General features: G+C 71.8%; 15 protein-coding genes. 9 read left to right on the top strand and 6 right to left on the bottom strand.

Going from position 1 to position 18,148, the window contains the following annotated elements; translation table 11 throughout:
- Positions 1 to 79: 79 nt before the first annotated feature.
- Together AC07F3_RS32750 and AC07F3_RS32745 are read left to right on the top strand one after the other, a co-directional pair.
- On the top strand, positions 80 to 1,027 hold the full coding sequence (locus AC07F3_RS32750; protein WP_479118134.1) for a glucosyl-3-phosphoglycerate synthase: 948 nt from the start codon (positions 80 to 82) through the stop codon (positions 1,025 to 1,027).
- An 83-nt stretch (positions 1,028 to 1,110) separates the two neighbouring features.
- On the top strand, positions 1,111 to 2,589 hold the full coding sequence (locus tag AC07F3_RS32745; RefSeq protein ID WP_479118132.1) for an alpha,alpha-trehalose-phosphate synthase (UDP-forming): 1,479 nt from the start codon (positions 1,111 to 1,113) through the stop codon (positions 2,587 to 2,589).
- Between the two features lie 287 nt (positions 2,590 to 2,876).
- Here AC07F3_RS32745 and otsB read toward each other — a convergent pair whose 3' ends face one another.
- The 3 genes from otsB to AC07F3_RS32730 all read right to left on the bottom strand — a co-directional run bounded on the left by otsB (position 2,877) and on the right by AC07F3_RS32730 (position 5,895).
- Positions 2,877 to 3,734, bottom strand: a complete 858-nt coding sequence (gene otsB / locus AC07F3_RS32740; RefSeq protein WP_479118130.1) for a trehalose-phosphatase — start codon at positions 3,732 to 3,734, stop codon at positions 2,877 to 2,879.
- 68 nt (positions 3,735 to 3,802) lie between these two features.
- On the bottom strand, positions 3,803 to 4,033 hold the full coding sequence (locus AC07F3_RS32735; RefSeq protein WP_114039194.1) for a DUF3263 domain-containing protein: 231 nt from the start codon (positions 4,031 to 4,033) through the stop codon (positions 3,803 to 3,805).
- 644 nt (positions 4,034 to 4,677) lie between these two features.
- A complete protein-coding gene (locus AC07F3_RS32730) occupies positions 4,678 to 5,895 on the bottom strand; it encodes an extracellular solute-binding protein (protein WP_479118129.1) in 1,218 nt (405 codons plus the stop codon).
- Between the two features lie 282 nt (positions 5,896 to 6,177).
- On the opposite strand from AC07F3_RS32730, the gene AC07F3_RS32725 reads away from it, so the two are divergent.
- From AC07F3_RS32725 to AC07F3_RS32715, 3 genes are all read left to right on the top strand, one after another.
- Entirely contained in the window at positions 6,178 to 7,203 is a 1,026-nt protein-coding gene (locus AC07F3_RS32725) for an ROK family protein (RefSeq protein WP_479118128.1), read from the top strand.
- Positions 7,203 to 8,348, top strand: coding sequence for an N-acetylglucosamine-6-phosphate deacetylase (nagA, locus tag AC07F3_RS32720; protein ID WP_479118127.1), 1,146 nt, complete (start codon positions 7,203 to 7,205; stop codon positions 8,346 to 8,348). The genes AC07F3_RS32725 and nagA overlap by 1 nt, the downstream gene beginning before the upstream one ends.
- A 90-nt stretch (positions 8,349 to 8,438) precedes the next feature.
- Complete coding sequence (locus AC07F3_RS32715; protein ID WP_479118126.1) at positions 8,439 to 9,359, top strand: 1-phosphofructokinase family hexose kinase; 921 nt, start codon at positions 8,439 to 8,441, stop codon at positions 9,357 to 9,359.
- Positions 9,360 to 9,369: 10 nt separating this feature from the next.
- Here the strand turns inward: AC07F3_RS32715 and AC07F3_RS32710 are convergent, their stop codons facing one another.
- Complete coding sequence (locus AC07F3_RS32710; protein ID WP_479118125.1) at positions 9,370 to 10,359, bottom strand: CBM35 domain-containing protein; 990 nt, start codon at positions 10,357 to 10,359, stop codon at positions 9,370 to 9,372.
- A 110-nt stretch (positions 10,360 to 10,469) separates the two neighbouring features.
- Positions 10,470 to 12,143: a diguanylate cyclase CdgB gene (cdgB, locus tag AC07F3_RS32705; protein WP_479118123.1), complete on the bottom strand. Its 1,674-nt coding sequence runs from the start codon at positions 12,141 to 12,143 to the stop codon at positions 10,470 to 10,472.
- A 423-nt stretch (positions 12,144 to 12,566) separates the two neighbouring features.
- Here cdgB and AC07F3_RS32700 point away from each other — a divergent pair, with 423 nt between their 5' ends.
- Together AC07F3_RS32700 and AC07F3_RS32695 are read left to right on the top strand one after the other, a co-directional pair.
- Positions 12,567 to 13,040 (top strand): flavin reductase family protein, encoded by a 474-nt coding sequence (locus AC07F3_RS32700; protein WP_479118306.1) that lies wholly within the window; start codon positions 12,567 to 12,569, stop codon positions 13,038 to 13,040.
- A gap of 325 nt (positions 13,041 to 13,365) precedes the next feature.
- Positions 13,366 to 15,027: an FG-GAP repeat domain-containing protein gene (locus AC07F3_RS32695; RefSeq protein WP_479118122.1), complete on the top strand. Its 1,662-nt coding sequence runs from the start codon at positions 13,366 to 13,368 to the stop codon at positions 15,025 to 15,027.
- Positions 15,028 to 15,124: 97 nt separating this feature from the next.
- Here the strand turns inward: AC07F3_RS32695 and arfB are convergent, their stop codons facing one another.
- A complete protein-coding gene (gene arfB / locus AC07F3_RS32690) occupies positions 15,125 to 15,559 on the bottom strand; it encodes an alternative ribosome rescue aminoacyl-tRNA hydrolase ArfB (RefSeq protein WP_479118121.1) in 435 nt (144 codons plus the stop codon).
- Positions 15,560 to 15,748: 189 nt separating this feature from the next.
- Between arfB and AC07F3_RS32685 the strand changes: the two genes are divergently transcribed.
- On the top strand, positions 15,749 to 16,324 hold the full coding sequence (locus AC07F3_RS32685; protein ID WP_479118119.1) for a TerD family protein: 576 nt from the start codon (positions 15,749 to 15,751) through the stop codon (positions 16,322 to 16,324).
- 275 nt (positions 16,325 to 16,599) lie between these two features.
- A complete protein-coding gene (locus AC07F3_RS32680) occupies positions 16,600 to 18,102 on the top strand; it encodes a M4 family metallopeptidase (protein WP_479118305.1) in 1,503 nt (500 codons plus the stop codon).
- Positions 18,103 to 18,148: the final 46 nt, after the last annotated feature.

The following is an 18,148-nucleotide window of genomic DNA, read 5'->3' as shown; positions in this document are numbered from 1 at the left end:
CAAGACTGTAACCGAAGCACTGGACGGTTGAGATAGTCGTCCGAACCGCGAGATGGATCACACGAGGAGGCCGGGAAACGTGCTGGAAGAGGTGGAACGCTGGCTGAGCAGGCGTTCCTGGTCCGCGGCCCAGCGGCCGATCGACACGATCCTGGCCGCGAAACAGCGGACGGGCACGACGGTGAGCGTCGTGTTGCCCGCGCTCGACGAGGAGGCCACGGTCGGTGACATCGTGGCCGCGATCCGGCGCGAGCTGATGACCGCTTCCGTGCCCCTGGTCGACGAGCTCGTGGTCGTCGACTCCGGCTCCACCGACCGTACGGCCGAGGTCGCCGAGAAGGCGGGCGCGCGGGTCGTGCACCGGGACGCGATCCTGCCGCGCGTCCCCGCGCTGCCCGGCAAGGGTGAGGTGCTGTGGCGCTCGCTCCTGGTGACCGGCGGCGACGTCGTGTGCTTCATCGACGCCGACCTCAAGGACTTCGACGCGGGGTTCGTCTCCGGGATCGTCGGGCCGCTCCTGACCGACCCGGACGTCGACTTCGTCAAGGCGATGTACGACCGCCCCTTCGGCGCGACCGCGGGCCAGGGCGGCCGGGTCACCGAGCTGGTGGCGCGCCCGCTGCTCAACCTGCACTGGCCCCAACTGGCCGGTGTGGTACAGCCGTTGGGCGGCGAGTACGCGGCCCGGCGCTCACTCCTCGAGCGGCTGCCCTTCCCCGTCGGGTACGGAGTGGAGATCGCGCTCCTCGTCGACGCGCTGCACACGGTGGGCCTGGACGCGCTCGCACAGGTCGACGTGGGCGTGCGCAAGCACCGCCACCAGGACGGGCAGGCGCTCGGCCGGATGGCCGCCGCGATCTACCGCACCGCGCAGCTGCGGCTGTCCCGGGGCCATCTCGTACGCCCGGAGCTGACCCAGTTCGAGCGCGGCGAGCACGGCTTCGTGCCACGTACGTACGCCGTGGACACCGAGGAGCGGCCGCCCATGCGGGACGTCGAGGAGTACCAGGTCCACCGGGCGGCATAGCCGGGCGGCGGGTGGCCGGATCCGGTCCCCGGGGGCGGGCGCACGCGTGTTTGAGGGTCCCCGGGGCGGGCTAGGTTCGCCACATGGTCACCGCGCACGCAGCCCCCCGAGCCCAGGTACTCGTCGCGTCCAACCGCGGCCCCGTCTCCTACGCCCTGAAGGAGGACGGCTCGCTCGAACCCAAGCGGGGCGGGGGCGGGCTCGTGTCCGGGCTCAGCGCGATCGGCTCCGACGTGGAGTCGCTGTGGGTGTGCGCGGCCCTCGGCGACGGGGACCGCGAGGCGGTGCGGCGCGGCGTGGGCGAGACGGGTGTCCGGATGCTGGACATCGAGGCGTCCGTCTTCGCCGACGCGTACAACGGCATCGCGAACTCGGTGCTGTGGTTCGTCCAGCACATGCTGTACCAGACGCCGCTGGAGCCGGTCTTCGACGCGGAGTTCCGGCGGCAGTGGGCCTCGTACGAGGCGTACAACCGGGCCTTCGCGGAGGCGCTCGCGGCCGAGGCGGCGGACGGGGCGCGCGTGCTGGTGCAGGACTACCACCTCGCGCTGGTGCCGGGCCTGCTCCGCGAGCTCCGCCCCGACCTGCGGATCGGCCACTTCTCGCACACGCCTTGGGCGCCGGTCGACTACTTCCGGATGCTGCCCGACGACATCGCGCGGCAGCTGCTGCGGGGGATGCTCGGGGCGGACCGGCTCGGGTTCCTCACCTCACGGTGGGCCTCGGCGTTCATGGACTCCGTCGCGGGCGTGCTGGGGCCGGACGAGGGCGAGCTGTCCCGTCCCGGCGCCGGGAGCGACGGGCGACGGTTCTTCCGCCACGGGCGCGGCTCGGCGGGGGCACCCTCGCGCGAGACGGACATCGCCGTCCATCCGCTCGGCGCGGACGGCGACTTCCTGCGCCGGCGTGCGCACGAGGCCGACGTCGAGGAGCGGATGGTCTCCCTGCGCGAGCAGATCGGGGCCGGCCGCAAGACGATCGTGCGGGTCGACCGCACCGAGCTGTCGAAGAACATCGTGCGCGGCCTGCTCGCCTACCGGCACCTGCTCGACACGCGCCCCGAGTGGCGCGAACGGGTCGTGCACGTCGCCTTCGCGTACCCCTCGCGGCAGGACCTCGCGGTGTACCGGGACTACACGGCGGAGGTCGCGCGCATCGCCGCCGACATCAACTCGGCGTACGGGACGGATGGTTGGACCCCGGTCGTGCTCCACGTCCAGGACGACTTCGCCCGCTCCCTCGCCGCCTACCGCCTCGCGGACGTCGCCCTCGTCAACCCCGTGCGGGACGGCATGAACCTCGTCGCCAAGGAGGTGCCCGTGGTGTCCGACGCGGGGTGCGTGCTCGTGCTGTCGCGGGAGGCGGGGGCGTACGAGGAGCTCGGGGAGGACGCGCTCGTCGTGAACCCGTACGACGTGACGGGGACGGCTGACGCGTTGCACGCGGGGCTGGCCATGGGGGTGGAGGAGCGGGGGGAGCGGACGAAGCGGCTCGCTGCCGCGGGGACGGCGCTTTCGCCCCGGCGGTGGTTCTTGGGCCAGCTTGAGGCGCTGGGTGGGTGACCTTTCCCCACCCCGCCCCTTCCCGAGACCCTCCGGGGGTGAGGAGGGCTGAGGGCGACTCCTGGGGCTCCGCCCCAGACCCCGTTCGCGCCTAAAGGGCGCTCGTCCTCAATCGCCGGACGGGCTGAAGATGCTCGTGCCGACCAGCACCCGTGCTGTTAGGGGCGCGGGGAACTGCGCGAACGGCCGCGCACGGTCCGCGGGCCGACGAGGGGCCGGGCCCGCATGGGCACCCTGGCAAAGGCGTCCCTGCCAAGGGGCGCGGGGCCGCGCACGGCCCGGCGGGGCTACTTCGCGCGGGTTCGTTCCAGGTGCGTGGCCAGGGTGGTCAGGAAGTGGGCCGTCGACTCCGGGCCGGACATCCGCAGGTCCGCCCTCTCCGCCAGCTCCGGGATCACCGTGTCCGCCGCCACCAGCAGCCCCGGCATCCCGTCCGAGCGGAGTTTCTCCACCGCCGCGAACGCGGGGAGGTCGCCCAGGTCGTCGCCCGCGTACAGGACCGACTCCGCGCCCACCTCGCGTATGTACGCCGCAAGCGCCACCCCCTTGTCCATGCCGGGGGGCCTCAACTCCAGTACCAGGCGGCCCGGTTCGAGTACCAGGCCGTGCTGCGTGGCCAGCTCCGCGAGGGGGCCGCGCAGGGCCTCGAACGCGGCCTGCGGGTCCCGGGCCCGGCGCGTGTGCACCGCCACGGCCTGCCCCTTCTCCTCCACCCACGTACCGCGCCAGGCGCCATGCGCTTCGAGGAACCCGGGCAGGTCCGCCCGGGCCGCGGCCACGCCGGGGTGGGGTTCGGGGGTGCTGACCGTGCCCGTCACCGCGTCCCAGCGCTCGGCACCGTAATGGCCGAGCACCACGAGGTGCTCCAGGCCCGGTACGCCCGCGAAGCCCCCGTAGCGGACCGCGACGCCCGCCGGGCGGCCGGTGATCACGGCGACGGAGGCCACGTACGGGGCGAGTGCGGCCAGCGCGGGTACGGCGTCGGGGTGGGCCCGGGCCTGTTCGGGGTCCGGGACGATCTCGGCGAGCGTGCCGTCGAAGTCGATCGCCACGACGGTGCGCTCCGGCCGTTCCAGGATCGCGGCGAGTCCCTCACGGCCGAGCTGGGTGACGGGGGTCGGCAAGGGGTGCGGTTGGCTGCCCATGCGGTCGACCTTATCGGGGAGCGGGCCCGGCGGGGCGGGTGCACGTATGGCGCAACGGCGCGCGTCCCTCAGCGGCGGTCACGCTGTTCGTCCCTGACCCGGCGCAGGCGGTTGACCGTGACGGGGTCGTGGGCGAGGGCGCGGGTGTCGTCGAGGAGGGCGTTGAGGAGTTGGTAGTAGCGCGTGGGGGACATTCCGAGCTCCTCCCGGACGGCTCGCTCCTTGGCCCCCGGGGCGGGCCAGGATCGCCCCTCCATGCGTAGCACGGCCTTCGCGCGGTCGTCCAGCTCCTCTGTCATGGCCCCACGGTAGCCTCCCCACCCCGCCCCTCCCCGAGACCCTCCGGGGGCAAAGGGCGTTCCCGGGGCTCCGCCCCAAACCCCGCATCGCGCCTGAACAGCGCTCGTCCTCAAACGCCGGACGGGCTGAAGATGCCCATGCCGACCAGCACCATGCCGCTAAGGGGCGCGAGGAACTGCGCGACCAGCCACGCACGATCCGCAGAAGCCCCCCGGGGCTCCGCCCCAAACCCCGCATCGCGCCTGAACGGCGCTCGTCCTCAAACGCCGGACGGGCTAAAGATGCCCATGCAGCCCAGCACCATGCTGCTAAGGGGCGCGGGGAACTGCGCGACCAGCCACGCACGGTCCGCAGAAGCCCCCCGGGGCTCCGCCCCAAACCCCGCATCGCGCCTAAAGGGCGCTCGTCCTCAAACGCCGGACGGGCTGAAGATGCTGATGCCGACCAGCACCATGCCGCTAAGGGGCGCGGGGAACTGCGCGACCAGCCGTCCACGGTCCGCGGACGAAATACGGGGTCCGGGGCTCGCCCCGGAAAGAACCGGGGTCAGGGGGACGAGCCCCCGGCAACACCGGGGTCCCGGGCCGGGACGGGCGCAGGCGGGGTCGGGGGGCGAGGCCCTGCGGGGGCCCGCCCCCGTGGGTTACTCCGCGTTCTCCGCGTCCGTCGCCACCTTCGCGATGTCCTGGAGGACCGCCTTCGGGGAGCCCCCCGGGGTCACCGCGGAGCCGATCTTCTTCTTCACCGTCTCGCTCACCTTCGGCCACGACGTCTTGCCGACCGGGGGCAGCTCGGAGGTGGGCAGGGCGCTCAGGAAGGGCTTGAGGTCCTTGTGCTTGGCGTCCACGGCCATCGCCGAGGAGGCCGACACCGTGGACGGCAGCAGGTCGTACTGGTCCGCGAAGTTCAGCACGTTCTGGTCGGAGAACGTGAAGTCCAGGAACTTGCCGATCTGCGCCCGGTGCCCGCCCTGCTTGAAGCCCATGATCCAGTCGGCGACGCCCATCGCCGCCTTGGCCGGGCCGTTCGGTCCGGGCAGCGGGACCATGCCGAACTTGATGCCCTTCTTCTTGGCCTGCTCCATCAGCGAGGGGTGGCCGTTGAGCATGCCGACCTCGCCCTTGGCGAACGAGTCGAAGGCGTCCTGGCGGTTGAGCTTGCCGGGCGCGACCGGGCCGGTCAGCTCGGGCTCGACCAGGTTGGTCTTCAGCCAGTCGAAGGTCTGGATGTTCTCGGGCGAGTCGATGTCGTAGCCGTCGACGGTGTTGGTGTAGCCGCCGTTGCCGCTGAGCATCCACATCATGGTCTCGGCCTGCGCCTCCTCACTGCCGAGCGGCAGCGCGAAGGGGGTCTTGACCCCCTTGGCCTTGAGCGCCTTGGCGTCGGAGGCGAGCTCGCTCCAGGTGGTCGGCGGCTTGATGTGGGCCTGGTCGAACAGCGTCTGGTTGTAGAAGAGCAGGCGTGTGGAGGCCACGAACGGCATGCCGTACTGGACGCGCTTGACGTTGCCCGCGTCCGCCAGCGGCGACAGGAAGTTGGCCTCGACGGGGATGGAGAGCAGCTGGTCGACGCTGTAGAGCTTGCCGGTCGCCGCGTAGTCGGAGTACGCGCCGATCTGCGCGATGTCGGGGGCGTTGCCCGCCTTCACCATCTCGGCGACCTTGGCGTCGACGACGTCCCAGGAGAAGATCTGGACGTCGACCTTGATGCCGGGGTTCTTCTTCTCGAAGTCCGCGACAACGTTGTGCCAGTACGTCTTCGTGCTGCCGCCGCCGGATATGTCATAGTCCGCGGCCACCAGCTTGAGGGTGACGTCGCCGGAGCCGCTCTGCCCGCCGCATCCCGAGAGCACTGCCGTCATGCCGAATGCGGCCACCGCCGCGGTCAAGCCCAAGAAGCGCCGCTGCACGCGCTATCCCACCCTCGTCGTGATCCTGGCGGATCCAGTCGGTCCCCCGTGACGTCCTGTAATGAGCTGCGATTTTCCCTCATACGGGGGTATGAGGTCTACACCAGTCGCATATCGCTTCCGCAACGCCCGGTGCAAGAGTACATTGGGGAATTTTCAGCGCGGAAAGCGCTTTCTCCCTCTTCCGGCGAGTGGACTAGACCTTTAGTGGGTGTTGGCGCGAGACTGTCCCCCGTGAGACACGTCATCGCCCTGGATGTGGGCGGCACCGGGATGAAGGCCGCCCTGGTCGGGGCGGGAACCGTGCTGTCCGGAGGGAATCCCCCCGGCCCGCCCACGCTCCTCCACGAGGCGCGCAGGCCCACCGGCCGAGAGCGCGGGCCCGACGCCGTCGTCGAGTCGATCCTCGCCTTCGCCGCGGACCTGCGGGCGTACGGAGAGGAGCACCTGGGCGAGAGCGCGGTCGCGGCGGGCGTCGCCGTGCCCGGCATCGTGGACGCCGAGAACGGCATCGCCGCCTACGCGGCCAACCTGGGCTGGCGCGACGTCCCCCTGCGGCGGCTGCTCAGCGAGCGGCTGCACGGCGTGCCGGTCGCGCTCGGCCACGACGTACGCACCGGCGGCCTCGCCGAGGGCCGGATCGGCGCGGGCAAGGGCGCCGACCGCTTCCTGTTCGTGCCGCTCGGCACCGGCATCGCGGGCGCCATCGGCATCGACGGCCGGGTCGAGCCGGGCGCGCACGGCTTCGCCGGGGAGATCGGCCACATCGTCGTACGCCCCGGAGGCATCCCCTGCCCCTGCGGTCAGCGGGGCTGTCTGGAGCGGCTGGCCTCGGCCTCCGCGGTGACGCTGGCCTGGGCCAAGGCGAGCGGGGACCCCGACGCGGACGCCGCCGACTGCGCCAAGGCCGTCGAGTCCGGCGACCCCCGGGCGCTCGCCGTGTGGCGCGACGCGGTCGAGGCGCTCGCCGACGGACTGGTCACCGCGCTCACCCTGCTCGACCCCCGCACGCTGATCATCGGTGGCGGACTCGCCGAAGCCGGGGAAACCTTGTTCGTGCCGCTCCGGGCCGCCGTCGAGGAGCGCGTGACGTTCCAGAAGCTGCCCGAGATCGTCCCCGCGGCCCTCGGCGACACCGCCGGCTGCCTCGGGGCGGGCCTGCTCGCGTGGGACCTCGTCGCCGAGAACGCCGGGACCTCCGAGACCGCTGACCACTTCCGTGCCGACGCCGACCCCGACTCCAGTGAGGTAACCGCCTGATGGCCGCATCGCTTGTTCTCTCCGGCGCCCGCGTCGTCCTCCCGACCGGGGTCGTCGAGAACGGACGCGTGATCGTCGACGGCACCGCCATCGCCGGGGCCGCCCCGGCCGACGCGCCCTCCCTCGACCTCACGGGCCACTGGGTCGTCCCGGGCTTCGTCGACCTGCACAACCACGGCGGCGGCGGCGCCTCCTTCACCAACGGCACGGTCGAGGACGTCCTCAAGGGCGTCCACACCCACCGGCTGCACGGCACCACCACCCTGGTCGCCTCCACGGTGACCGGCGAGATGGACGCCCTCGCCCAGCGCGCCGGGCTGCTCTCCGAACTGGTCGAGCAGGGCGACCTGGCCGGCATCCACTTCGAGGGCCCGTTCATCTCGCCGTGCCGCAAGGGCGCGCACAGCGAGGGCCTGCTGCGCCACCCGGACCCGGCCGAGGTCCGCAAGCTGATGGACGCCGCGCGCGGCACCGCGAAGATGTTCACGCTCGCCACCGAGCTGCCCGGCGGCCTCGACTCCGTGCGTCTGCTCGCCGAGCACGGCGTGATCGCGGCGATCGGCCACACCGACGCCTCGTACGAGCAGACCGTGGAGGCGATCGACGCGGGCGCCACCGTGGCCACCCACCTCTTCAACGCGATGCCCCCGCTCGGGCACCGCGAGCCGGGCCCGATCGCGGCCCTCCTGGAGGACGACCGGGTCACCGTCGAGCTCATCAACGACGGGACGCACCTGCACCCCGCGGCCCTCGAACTCGCCTTCCGGCACAAGGGCGCCGACCGGGTCGCGTTCATCACCGACGCCATGGACGCGGCCGGGTTCGGCGACGGGCTCTACCACCTGGGCCCGCTGGAGGTCGAGGTCAAGGAGGGGGTGGCGCGGCTCGTGGAGGGCGGCTCCATCGCGGGCTCCACGCTCACCCTGGACCGCGCGTTCAAGCGCTCGGTGACGATCGACGGCATCTCGGTGGAGGACACCGTACGGGCGCTTTCGGCCAATCCGGCGCGCCTGCTCGGCGTCGACGACCGGGTGGGCTCGCTCGAACCGGGCAAGGACGCCGACCTGGTGGTCCTGGACGCCGAATTCACTGTCAAGGGCGTGCTGCGCAAGGGCAGTTGGGTCATCGAGCCGAAGCTCGGCTGAAGCCCGCTCCGCGCACACCGGGTCGCGCTGTCCGGACGGTGGCCGGTCCGAGGTCTGGGCCTGCCGCCGTCCGTTTGACATGATCACCCCGTGATTCTGACCGTCACGCTGAACACCGCGCTCGACATCACCTACCGCGTCCCCGCCCTCGTACCGCACGCGAGCCATCGCGTCGAAGAGGTCACGGAGCGCCCCGGCGGCAAGGGGCTCAACGTCGCGCGGGTGCTTGCGGCGCTCGGGCACGAGGCCGTGGTGACGGGGTTCGCGGGCGGCCCGAGCGGCGAGGTGCTGCGCGCGCTGCTCGCGGAACTCGCGCCCGTCGACGAACTCGTCCCCGTCGCGGGCGCCACCCGCCGCACGATCGCCGTCGTGGACGCGGCCACCGGCGACACCACCCAGCTCAACGAGCCGGGCCCGCTCGTCTCGCCCGCCGAGTGGGACGCCTTCCTGGCCGCGTACGGGCGGCTGTTGGACGGCGCCGACGCGGTGGCGCTGTGCGGGAGTCTGCCGCCCGGGCTGCCCGTCGGGGCGTACGCGCAGCTGGTGCGCCAGGCCCGAGGCGCGAAGGTGCCCGTGCTCCTGGACACCAGCGGCGAGGCGCTGCGGCGCGGCATCGCGGCCCGGCCCGACCTGGTCAAGCCCAACGCCGACGAGCTGGCCCAGCTGACGGGTGCGCGCGAGCCGCTGCGGGCGACCCGCGACGCGCGTCGGCGCGGGGCTCACACGGTGGTCGCCTCGCTGGGCGCGGACGGCCTGCTCGCCGCCGCCCCCGAGGGTCTGTGGCAGGCGGCCCCGCCGGCCGCGGTGCGCGGCAATCCGACGGGCGCGGGCGACTCGGCGGTGGCCGGTCTGCTGTCGGGGCTCGTCGAGGGGCTCGACTGGCCTGGGCGCCTGACGCGCGCGGTGGCCCTGTCCGCGGCGACCGTACTGGCGCCCGCGGCGGGCGAGTTCGACCCCAAGGCGTACGAGGACATGCTCGGCTCGGTGCGCGTGACGGAGCACGCGCACTGAGCCGGGCGGCCTAGGCGGGGGTCAGCCAGACCTGGTCGAGATTGGCGTTGCACTGGTTGCCCTGCTCGCAGGACAGCTTGATCTCGTTGACGCCCTTGTCGAGCTGCACCAGGGAGTAGGTGCTCTGCCAGCCCTTGGCCCAGTCGCCCGCCGGGGAGTGGGCGAAGTTCTTCATGTTCATGGGCCGGCTCTCGGGCTTGCCGTTGACCGTTATCGTCGCGTTCGCGTCCGTGCCCGGGATGCCGAAGCGCAGGTTCAGCTTGTACGAGCCGGCCTTGGGGACGTTCGGCTTCCAGGTGACCGAGGCGCCCACGCTGTTGAAGTTGCCGACGAACGCGCCGCCGGTGCCCTGCGCGCCCGGCACGTTGGTGCCGACCTGCGCGGAGCCGCCGAGCGTGAGCGTCGCCGCGTCGTCCTTGGGCAGGCTCGCCGGGGCGGAGGCCGACGCCGACGGATCGGTGCTCGGCTGCGCGGGCTGGCCGGACGTGGTCTTGCCCGGCGTCGCGGTGTCGTCCTTCTTGTCCTTGTCACCGCTGTTGCTGGCCAGCGCCACGGCGATGCCGATGACGACGGCCGCGACCACCGCGACCGCGCCGATCAGGAGCCCCTTGGTGTTGGGGCCGCGGCCCCCGCCGCCGGTCTGCTGCGGGGGCGGTCCCTGCCGGGGCGGGGCGCCGCCGGGGTAGGTCTCGGGCGCCGCGTACTGGGCGGTCGGCTGCCCGTACTGCTGCTGCGGGGGGCCCTGGTACTGCTGCTGGGGAGGCCCCTGGTACTGCTGCTGCGGGATCTGTCCGTACTTGCGCTCACCGACCGTGCGCACCTGGTTGTACGACGTCCTGGGGACTCCGGGCTGCTGGTGCCCCACCGTCGGACCCGGGTAGCCGTAGCCGCCACCGGTGCGGGGCGGCGTGGCGCCTGACGCCTGCCCGTCCTCGTACAGGTAGCCGAACGGATCGTCGTCCTCGGGGGTGTTCGCGCCGTTGTTGCCGGGCGTCGTCATCCGGGGTCACTCCTCACTGTCCGCCAGCCGTCGCCGACCGGCCGAGCCTACCCCGAACGGACCACTGCCCGGTCTGGCCTTGACCACACGTGATCCGGACCCGGGTTCGCTCAGCCCGCGCGGCGGTGGACCTTGGAGCGCGACCGCTTCTCGATGTACATCCGCTGGTCGGCGGAGCGCAGGACCTCTTCGACGGACATCCCGCAGCTGGCCCAGCCGATGCCGAAACTGGCTCCGACGCGGACCGCCCGGCCGTCCACCCGGATCGGCGGAATGATCGCGTTGCGCAGCCGAACCGCCAGGTCGGCGGCGTCCGCGGCGCCGAGCCCGTCCGCGAGGACGACGAACTCGTCACCGCCGAGCCGGGCCACGGTGTCGCCGTCGCGCACGCCCGTGGTGAGCCTGCGCGCGACCTCGATGAGGACCGCGTCGCCGGTGTGGTGGCCGAACCTGTCGTTGATCGACTTGAAGCCGTCGAGGTCGCAGAAGAGCACCGCGAGCCCCTTCGTACCGTCGTCGATCTCACTGTCGGGGGCCACGGTGTGGACGTGGTGGTCGTACGGTCCGCCGCCGGGCACCGCGTCGAAGTCGAAGCCGTCGGCGCGGAAGGCGTGCCCGTGCGCCTCGGACTCCCCCGTGCCCGGGGGGCGGCCGTACGCCGCGTCGAGGGTCTCGACCGCACTCGCCGGGCCGACCGAGTGCGGCCGGGGACAGAGCCGCGCCGACAGCCTCGCGCGCAGCTCGGCGCTGTTGGGCAGGCCCGTGAGGGCGTCGTGGGAGGCACGGTGGGCGAGCTGGAGCTCGTGCCGCTTGCGGTCCTCGATGTCCTCGACGTGGGTGAGCAGGAAGCGGGGCCCGTCGGCGGTGTCGGCGACCACGGAGTTGCGCAGCGACACCCAGACGTAGGTGCCGTCGCGCCGCCCGAGCCGCAGCTCCGCCCGGCCGCCCTCGGCGGAGGTCCGCAGGAGTGTCCCTATGTCCTCGGGGTGCACGAGGTCCGCGAAGGAGTAGCGCCGCATGACGGAGGCGGGGCGGCCGAGCAGCCGGCACAGGGCGTCGTTCGTGCGCAGCAGCCGCCCGTGCTGGTCGCCGCCCATCTCGGCGATGGCCATGCCGGAGGGCGCGTACTCGAAGGCCTGGCGGAAGCTCTCCTCGCTGGCGCGCAGCGCCTGCTGCTCGCGCTCCAGGCGGACCAGTGCGCGCTGCATGTTTGCGCGGAGCCGGGCGTTGCTGATCGCAATCGCGGCCTGCGATGCATACATCTGGAGCGCTTCGCGCCCCCAGGCGCCGGGCTTGCGGCCGTTGCGGGGCTTGTCGACGGAGATGACGCCCAGGAGTTCCTGGGTGCCGCCCGAGGAGTACATCGGGGCGTAGAGGCGGTCCTGCGGGTGCCACTCGTCCTCGAACCGGGGATCGGGGCCCTCCGTGTACCACTGGGGCACGTCGTCCTCCAGGAGCACCCAGCCCTCGGTGTGCGGGATGAAGCGCAGCCCGTCCCAGTCCTCGCCCATCGCGAGGCGGCGCTCCCAGGAGCCGCGGGATCCGACCCGGCCGGTGATCAGGGCTTCGGCCGCGGCGTTGCCGGCGAAGGCGGCGACGACCAGGTCACCGTCGGGGCGTACGAGATTGACGCAGGCCAGCTCGTAGCCGAGTCCGGCGATGACACCGTCCGCGACGGTCTGCAACGTGTCCGCGAGGCTGCGGGCGGTGTTGAGTTCCCCGACCACCTGGTGCAGCTGCCGCAGGGTCGCAAGACGGACGTAGGGCTCCGACTCGGTCTCCATTGCTCGCTCTCCCCGAGACCTCGACAGCAACTCCTGGCTTCAGATCGGCCTTCCTTTTGCACGGTCCCCGCCACTGAATCACAGCGAGCTGTCTAGCCGGTACACAGGGTCAACAAATAGTGCCTTCTGTGACTCAAGTCACAGCAGATGATGGGGGGTTGGCCGTTCTTTCCGTCTTTGCCCCCTACCTTTCCTGAACGCAAACTGAGAACGGGCTGGGAACGACGGGGGTTCCGCGGCGCCCCGTCAGGCGTGGGCCGCGAGACCTAGGTCCCGGCTGGTCCCCGGGCCCGATGCGGTCCGCGGTGGCAGGAGACTAGCGTTCCGTTTGTGTTGCAGACACCCCTTACCGCCGCCCTTTCCGCACTCTCCCCCGGAACCCCTCATCCTGTGGGGGTGAGCAATGACGAGTTCCGCGCCGCGATGTCCCGGCTGGCCGCGGGCGTGGTCCTGGTGACCGCGCACGACAGCGACGCCGGCCCCCGCGGCGAGGACGTGGGCATGACCGCGACGGCCTTCCTGTCGGTCTCCCTCGACCCGCCCCTCGTCCTGGTCTCGCTGCGCAACGGCTCGCGGATGGACGACCTGCTCGCGGAGCAGCCGCTGTGGGCGGTCTCGGTGCTGTCCGAGAGCCAGCGGCACATCGCGGGCCGGTTCGCGATGAAGGGCCGGATCAGCGACCGCCTCCTGTTCGAGGACATCCCGTACAGCAGGGGCGAGGCCAGTGGCGCGCCGCTGGTCGGCGGCGCGCTGGCCACGCTGGAGTGCCGCACCGAGCAGCGCGTGGAGGCGGGTGACCACACGCTGGCCATCGGCCGCGTCCTGACGGCGAACCTGCCGAGCGCGGAAGGCGGCCCGCTGACGTACTTCCGGGGCCGGTACCGGCAGTTGGGCTGACCGACGGCGGCCGGTACCGCCGGGCCGATGGCGTCCGGCATCCCCCGCACCGGCCCGGAACGGGGGCCACCGGCGGCCGGTGTCGCCGGATGTCGTCCGGAACCGGGATGGCCGGCGCCGCCCGGTTGCGCCAAAAGCGGTCCGGAGTACGGCTTTTCCGGACTGAACCGATCCGTTCCGGTCTGTGACACAGCTGTCACACAGGCCCCTTTCCTCCCTCGACTCCCCCTGCATAAGCTCCTTTACATGCCGGGCACACACACTTCGCCGCCCGGACACATTCCGTACGCCACCCGCGTACGCCCATGTCCTGGGGGGGGGGACCATGCGTAACACCCGTATGTCAGGCCGCGCCCGCAACATCGCGGCCTGCACCGCCATCGCCATCGCGGCGGGCGCCCTGTTCGCCACGCCGGCCCTGGCCGACACCAAGGGGCCGACGGCGCCGAAGGCGGCCACCGCCGCCAAGGCCAAGCCCCGCTTCGACCTCGACGGCGACGGCAAGGGCGACATCGTCGCCCGCACCGATGCCGGGATCGTGACCTACCGCAACGACAACGGGAACTACGTCGCGACCCCGCTGCTCACCGACCAGCCGCACGCGGAGATCAACCGCCTGATCACCCCGGGCGACCTGGACGGCGACGGCAAGCCCGACGTGCTGTGGACGGACCCGGCGGGCAACCTCTTCGCCCTGACGAACGCGGGCAGCGCGGCCAAGCCGACCGTCACCCGGCTCAGCTCCGGTTGGAACATGTACGACAAGGTCGTGTCGGTCGGTGACCTGACCGGCGACGGCAAGAACGACCTCATCGGGGTCACCCGCACCGGCGACGCGTACCTGTTCGCTGGCACCGGCAACCTGAACGCGCCCTTCGCTCCGGCGGTCAAGGTCGCCTCCGGCTGGGGCGACTACGACCAGATCGTGGGCGTGGCCGACGCGGACGGCGACGGCATCGGCGACCTCTACGTCCGTACCGTCACCGACGACCTCCTCTTCATCGGCGGCACCGGCGACGCCGCCAAGCCGTTCAAGGCGCCCGTCGCCCTCGGCGCCGGCTGGCACTCCTACAACCAGCTCCTGAGCGCCGACGACCAGGACGGGGACGGCCTCTCCGACCTGCTGGCCCGCACCGAGAGCGGCGACCTCTACCTCTACAAGGCACTCGGCAACGGCCGCTTCGCCGACCCGGTCAGGACCGGGTCGGGCTGGCAGGCCGCCGACGTCCTCGGCAACGCGGGGGGCCGGGCGGCCGTCGGAAAGGACAAGTTCCTCACGAAGGGCGCCGACTCGGTCAACGAGTACCGCGAAGTGAAGAACAACGGACAGTTCGGCATCCCCACGCCGTGGCCGGCCGGGGTCAACAACGACCAGTTCACGGTGGGCCTCGCCAACGCGCTGAACGACTCGGGCGAGCCCTCCCGGCTCCAGGTCGCCGACGGCCGGCTCTGGATCGACGGCCCCGGCCAGCAGCCGGCCAGCCTCGGCAAGGGCTGGGACGCCTACACCACCCTGATCGGCCCCGGCGACCTGAACGGTGACGGGCACGGCGACCTGCTCGCCCTCGACAAGACCGGCGTGCTGTGGGAGTACCTCGGCGACGGCTCCGGCACCAAGTTCGCCGAGCGGATCCAGGTCGACTCCGGCTGGGAGGTCTTCGACAAGGTCGTCGGCTCGGGCGACATCAACGGGGACGGCAAGGCCGACGTGGTGGCCCGCGCCAAGAACGGCCACCTCTTCCTCTTCCCGGGCACCGGCGACCCCCGGGCCCCGTTCGGCGCGCGTCAGGACCTCGGCGGCGGCTGGAACGCCTTCACCAAGCTCGCGGCCGTCGCCGACGCCACGGGCAACGGCACCACCGACCTGATCGCGATCGACGCGTCCGGCCAGGCCTCGCGGTACGACGGACAGGGCGTCTACGGCGGCAAGTTCAAGCCGGCCGCCTCCCTCGGCGGCGGCTGGAACGCCTACACCGACCTGTTCTGAGCCGCACCCCGGCTCCAATCGGTCCGGCCGCCACGGGAGTTGCCCGGGGCGGCCGGGCCGGGCACCCGAAGGAACACGGGCCGCGCCCGCCGCGACGTCACCAGTCGCGGCCGGAGCGGCCCTTCTTCGTCTGGGCGCGCTGCTTCTTCTCGCGCAGGCGCCGCTCGTTGATGCCGCGCGGGATCTTCGTGGCGCGGCGCGGCTTGGGCGGCGGGGCGGTGGCCTCGGCCAGCAGGGACGCGAGCCGCACCGCCGCGGTCTCGCGGTTGCGCCACTGCGAGCGGTGCTCCGAGGCGCGTACGGAGACGACGCCGCCCACCAGCCGGCTCGCGAGCCGCTCCAGGGCGCGGGCCTTCCAGACCTCCGGCAGCGCCTCGGTCCGCGCGAGGTCGAAGCGGAGCTCCACCTGCGAGTCGCTGGTGTTGACGTGCTGGCCGCCGGGCCCTGACGACCTGGAGAAACGCCAGATCAGCTCGGCCTCCGGGAGGGAGACGGAGCCGCGGATGAGGTAGGGCCCGGACATGACATCCATGGTGACGGGTGCGCGGCACGGCGTCACCCGCTTTTCCCCCTCACCTTCGCCCGCGCCGATCTCTTGTCGGCCCCTTGGCAAAGAAAGCAAAGCGGATTGGAACCTCGCGGTCCCCCGCCGACGTTATGGGGGGTGACGGCAGCTTCGGGACGGCTCGGAGCCCGCACACCACGATGAAGGGGACATCCCATGGCTGTAAGCCTGTCCAAGGGCGGCAACGTATCGCTCACCAAGGAGGCCCCGGGCCTGACCGCCGTCACGGTCGGCCTCGGCTGGGACGTCCGCACCACCACCGGCACCGACTTCGACCTCGACGCCTCGGCCATCGCGGTGAACGCGACGGGCAAGGTGTACTCCGACGGCCACTTCGTCTTCTTCAACAACAAGTCGACGCCGGACCAGACCATCGTCCACACCGGTGACAACACCACCGGCCAGGGCGAGGGCGACGACGAGGCGATCAACGTCAACCTCTCGGGCCTGCCCGCCGACGTCGACAAGATCGTCTTCCCGGTCTCCATCTACGACGCCGAGGCCCGCTCGCAGAACTTCGGCCAGGTGCGGAACGCCTACATCCGCATCGTCAACCAGGCCGGCGGCGCCGAGATCGCCCGCTACGACCTGAGCGAGGACGCCGCGACCGAGACCGCGATGGTCTTCGGCGAGCTGTACCGCAACGGCGCCGAGTGGAAGTTCCGCGCCGTGGGCCAGGGGTACGCCTCGGGCCTGGTCGGCATCGCGCAGGACTTCGGCGTCAACGTCTGACGCCGACGCTGACGCGGTCGAGGTGCCCCCGGTGTGAACACCGGGGGCACCTCAGTCGTATCCGAGGCATCAACTCCCCCACGCGCGGCTTGAATTAGTCGGTCAGCGGACACCAGAGACCCCGTTTCGGACACGATCAAGCCAAATATTTGTCGGGTCACTGTCAAGAAGTGGTCATCTGCTGGCAGTCTCCAACTCGCCCCCACAGAACGAGTGAAGGAGACCACCGAGTGCGAACCACTCTGCGTGCCGCCGCTCTTGCTGCATCCGCCGCCATGGTCGTCGTCGGCGTTCAGGCCGGCTCCACCGCCGGCGCCACCGACCGCGCCGCCGGTGCCACCGCGCTTGACCTCAGCACCCCCCAGCGCGCCGCCGCCCTGAGCGCGGCCCAGACCGCCGCGCCCGCCACCGCCCGCCAGATCGGGCTCGGCTCCGGCGAACAGCTCGTCGTCCGCGATGTGATCAAGGACGCCGACGGCACGGTCCACACCCGCTACGAGCGCACCCTCGACGGCCTGCCCGTCCTCGGTGGCGACCTCGTCGTGCACACCGCGAAGAACGGCACCCTCAAGGGCGTCGACAAGGCGACCGACGCGAAGATAGCCGTCGCCACCACGACCTCGCTCAAGGCCGCCCCCACCGGCTCCCACAAGGTCGTCTGGGCCGCCTCCGGCAAGCCCGTCCTCGCCTACGAGCGCACCGTCACCGGCACCCAGCCGGACGGCACCCCGAGCCGCCGCGACATCGTCACGGACGCCGCCACCGGCGCCGAGCTCTACTCCCACGAGGAGATCGAGACCGGCATCGGCACCAGCGAGTACTCCGGCCAGGTCACCCTCGGCACCACCAAGAGCGGCTCGACCTACAGCCTCACCGACGCCGCGCGCGGCGGTCACAAGACGTACGACCTGAAGGGCGGCAGCTCCGGCACCGGCACGCTCTTCACTAAGTCCACCGACACGTGGGGCAACGGCCTGCCGTCCAACCGCGAGACCGCCGCCGTCGACGCCCACTACGGCGCGGCCGAGACGTGGGACTTCTACAAGACCGAGCTCGGCCGCAACGGCATCGCGGGCAACGGCAAGGCCGCCTACTCGCGGGTCCACTACGGCAACGCGTACGTCAACGCGTTCTGGGACGACAGCTGCTTCTGCATGACGTACGGCGACGGCGCGGGCAACAAGAAGCCGCTCACCGCGCTCGACGTGGCCGGGCACGAGATGAGCCACGGCCTGACCGCCGCCACCGCCAAGCTGAACTACAGCGGGGAGTCCGGCGGCCTCAACGAGGCGACCAGCGACATGTTCGGCACGTCGGTCGAGTTCTTCGCCAACAACGCCTCCGACAAGGGCGACTACCTCATCGGCGAGAAGATCGACATCAACGGCAACGGCACGCCGCTGCGCTACATGGACAAGCCGAGCAAGGACGGCAACTCCGCCGACTACTGGTCGAGCACGGTCGGCAACAAGGACGTGCACTACTCGTCCGGCCCCGCCAACCACTTCTTCTACCTGCTGTCCGAGGGCAGCGGCGCGAAGACGATCAACGGGGTGAACTACAACTCCCCGACGTACGACGGCTCCAAGGTCACCGGGATCGGCCGGGTCAAGGCGTACAAGATCTGGTACAAGGCGCTCTCCACCTACATGACCTCGACCACCAACTACAAGGGCGCGCGCACCACGACCCTGAAGGCGGCGGCCGACCTGTACGGCGCGACCAGCACCGAGTACAAGACGGTGGCGGCCGCGTGGACCGCCATCAACGTGAAGTGACCGGCGCCGTCGCCACGTGATCGAGCGACCGGCGGGCCAACCCGCC

Source organism: Streptomyces sp. NPDC045846, from assembly GCF_056431605.1.
This window is presented reverse-complemented; position numbering and strand designations above follow the sequence as displayed.

What these genes read in the sequence shown, in the direction of transcription:
- nagA (WP_479118127.1), top strand. Translation starts at nt 7,203, where the DNA reads ATGGCCGCATCGCTTGTTCTCTCCGGCGCCCGCGTCGTCCTCCCGACC.
- AC07F3_RS32735 (WP_114039194.1), bottom strand. Translation starts at nt 4,033, where the DNA reads ATGACAGAGGAGCTGGACGACCGCGCGAAGGCCGTGCTACGCATGGAG.
- AC07F3_RS32685 (WP_479118119.1), top strand. Translation starts at nt 15,749, where the DNA reads ATGGCTGTAAGCCTGTCCAAGGGCGGCAACGTATCGCTCACCAAGGAG.
- AC07F3_RS32730 (WP_479118129.1), bottom strand. Translation starts at nt 5,895, where the DNA reads ATGACGGCAGTGCTCTCGGGATGCGGCGGGCAGAGCGGCTCCGGCGAC.
- otsB (WP_479118130.1), bottom strand. Translation starts at nt 3,734, where the DNA reads ATGGGCAGCCAACCGCACCCCTTGCCGACCCCCGTCACCCAGCTCGGC.
- AC07F3_RS32700 (WP_479118306.1), top strand. Translation starts at nt 12,567, where the DNA reads ATGTCCCGGCTGGCCGCGGGCGTGGTCCTGGTGACCGCGCACGACAGC.
- AC07F3_RS32680 (WP_479118305.1), top strand. Translation starts at nt 16,600, where the DNA reads ATGGTCGTCGTCGGCGTTCAGGCCGGCTCCACCGCCGGCGCCACCGAC.
- arfB (WP_479118121.1), bottom strand. Translation starts at nt 15,559, where the DNA reads ATGGATGTCATGTCCGGGCCCTACCTCATCCGCGGCTCCGTCTCCCTC.
- AC07F3_RS32745 (WP_479118132.1), top strand. Translation starts at nt 1,111, where the DNA reads ATGGTCACCGCGCACGCAGCCCCCCGAGCCCAGGTACTCGTCGCGTCC.
- AC07F3_RS32695 (WP_479118122.1), top strand. Translation starts at nt 13,366, where the DNA reads ATGCGTAACACCCGTATGTCAGGCCGCGCCCGCAACATCGCGGCCTGC.
- AC07F3_RS32710 (WP_479118125.1), bottom strand. Translation starts at nt 10,359, where the DNA reads ATGACGACGCCCGGCAACAACGGCGCGAACACCCCCGAGGACGACGAT.
- cdgB (WP_479118123.1), bottom strand. Translation starts at nt 12,143, where the DNA reads ATGGAGACCGAGTCGGAGCCCTACGTCCGTCTTGCGACCCTGCGGCAG.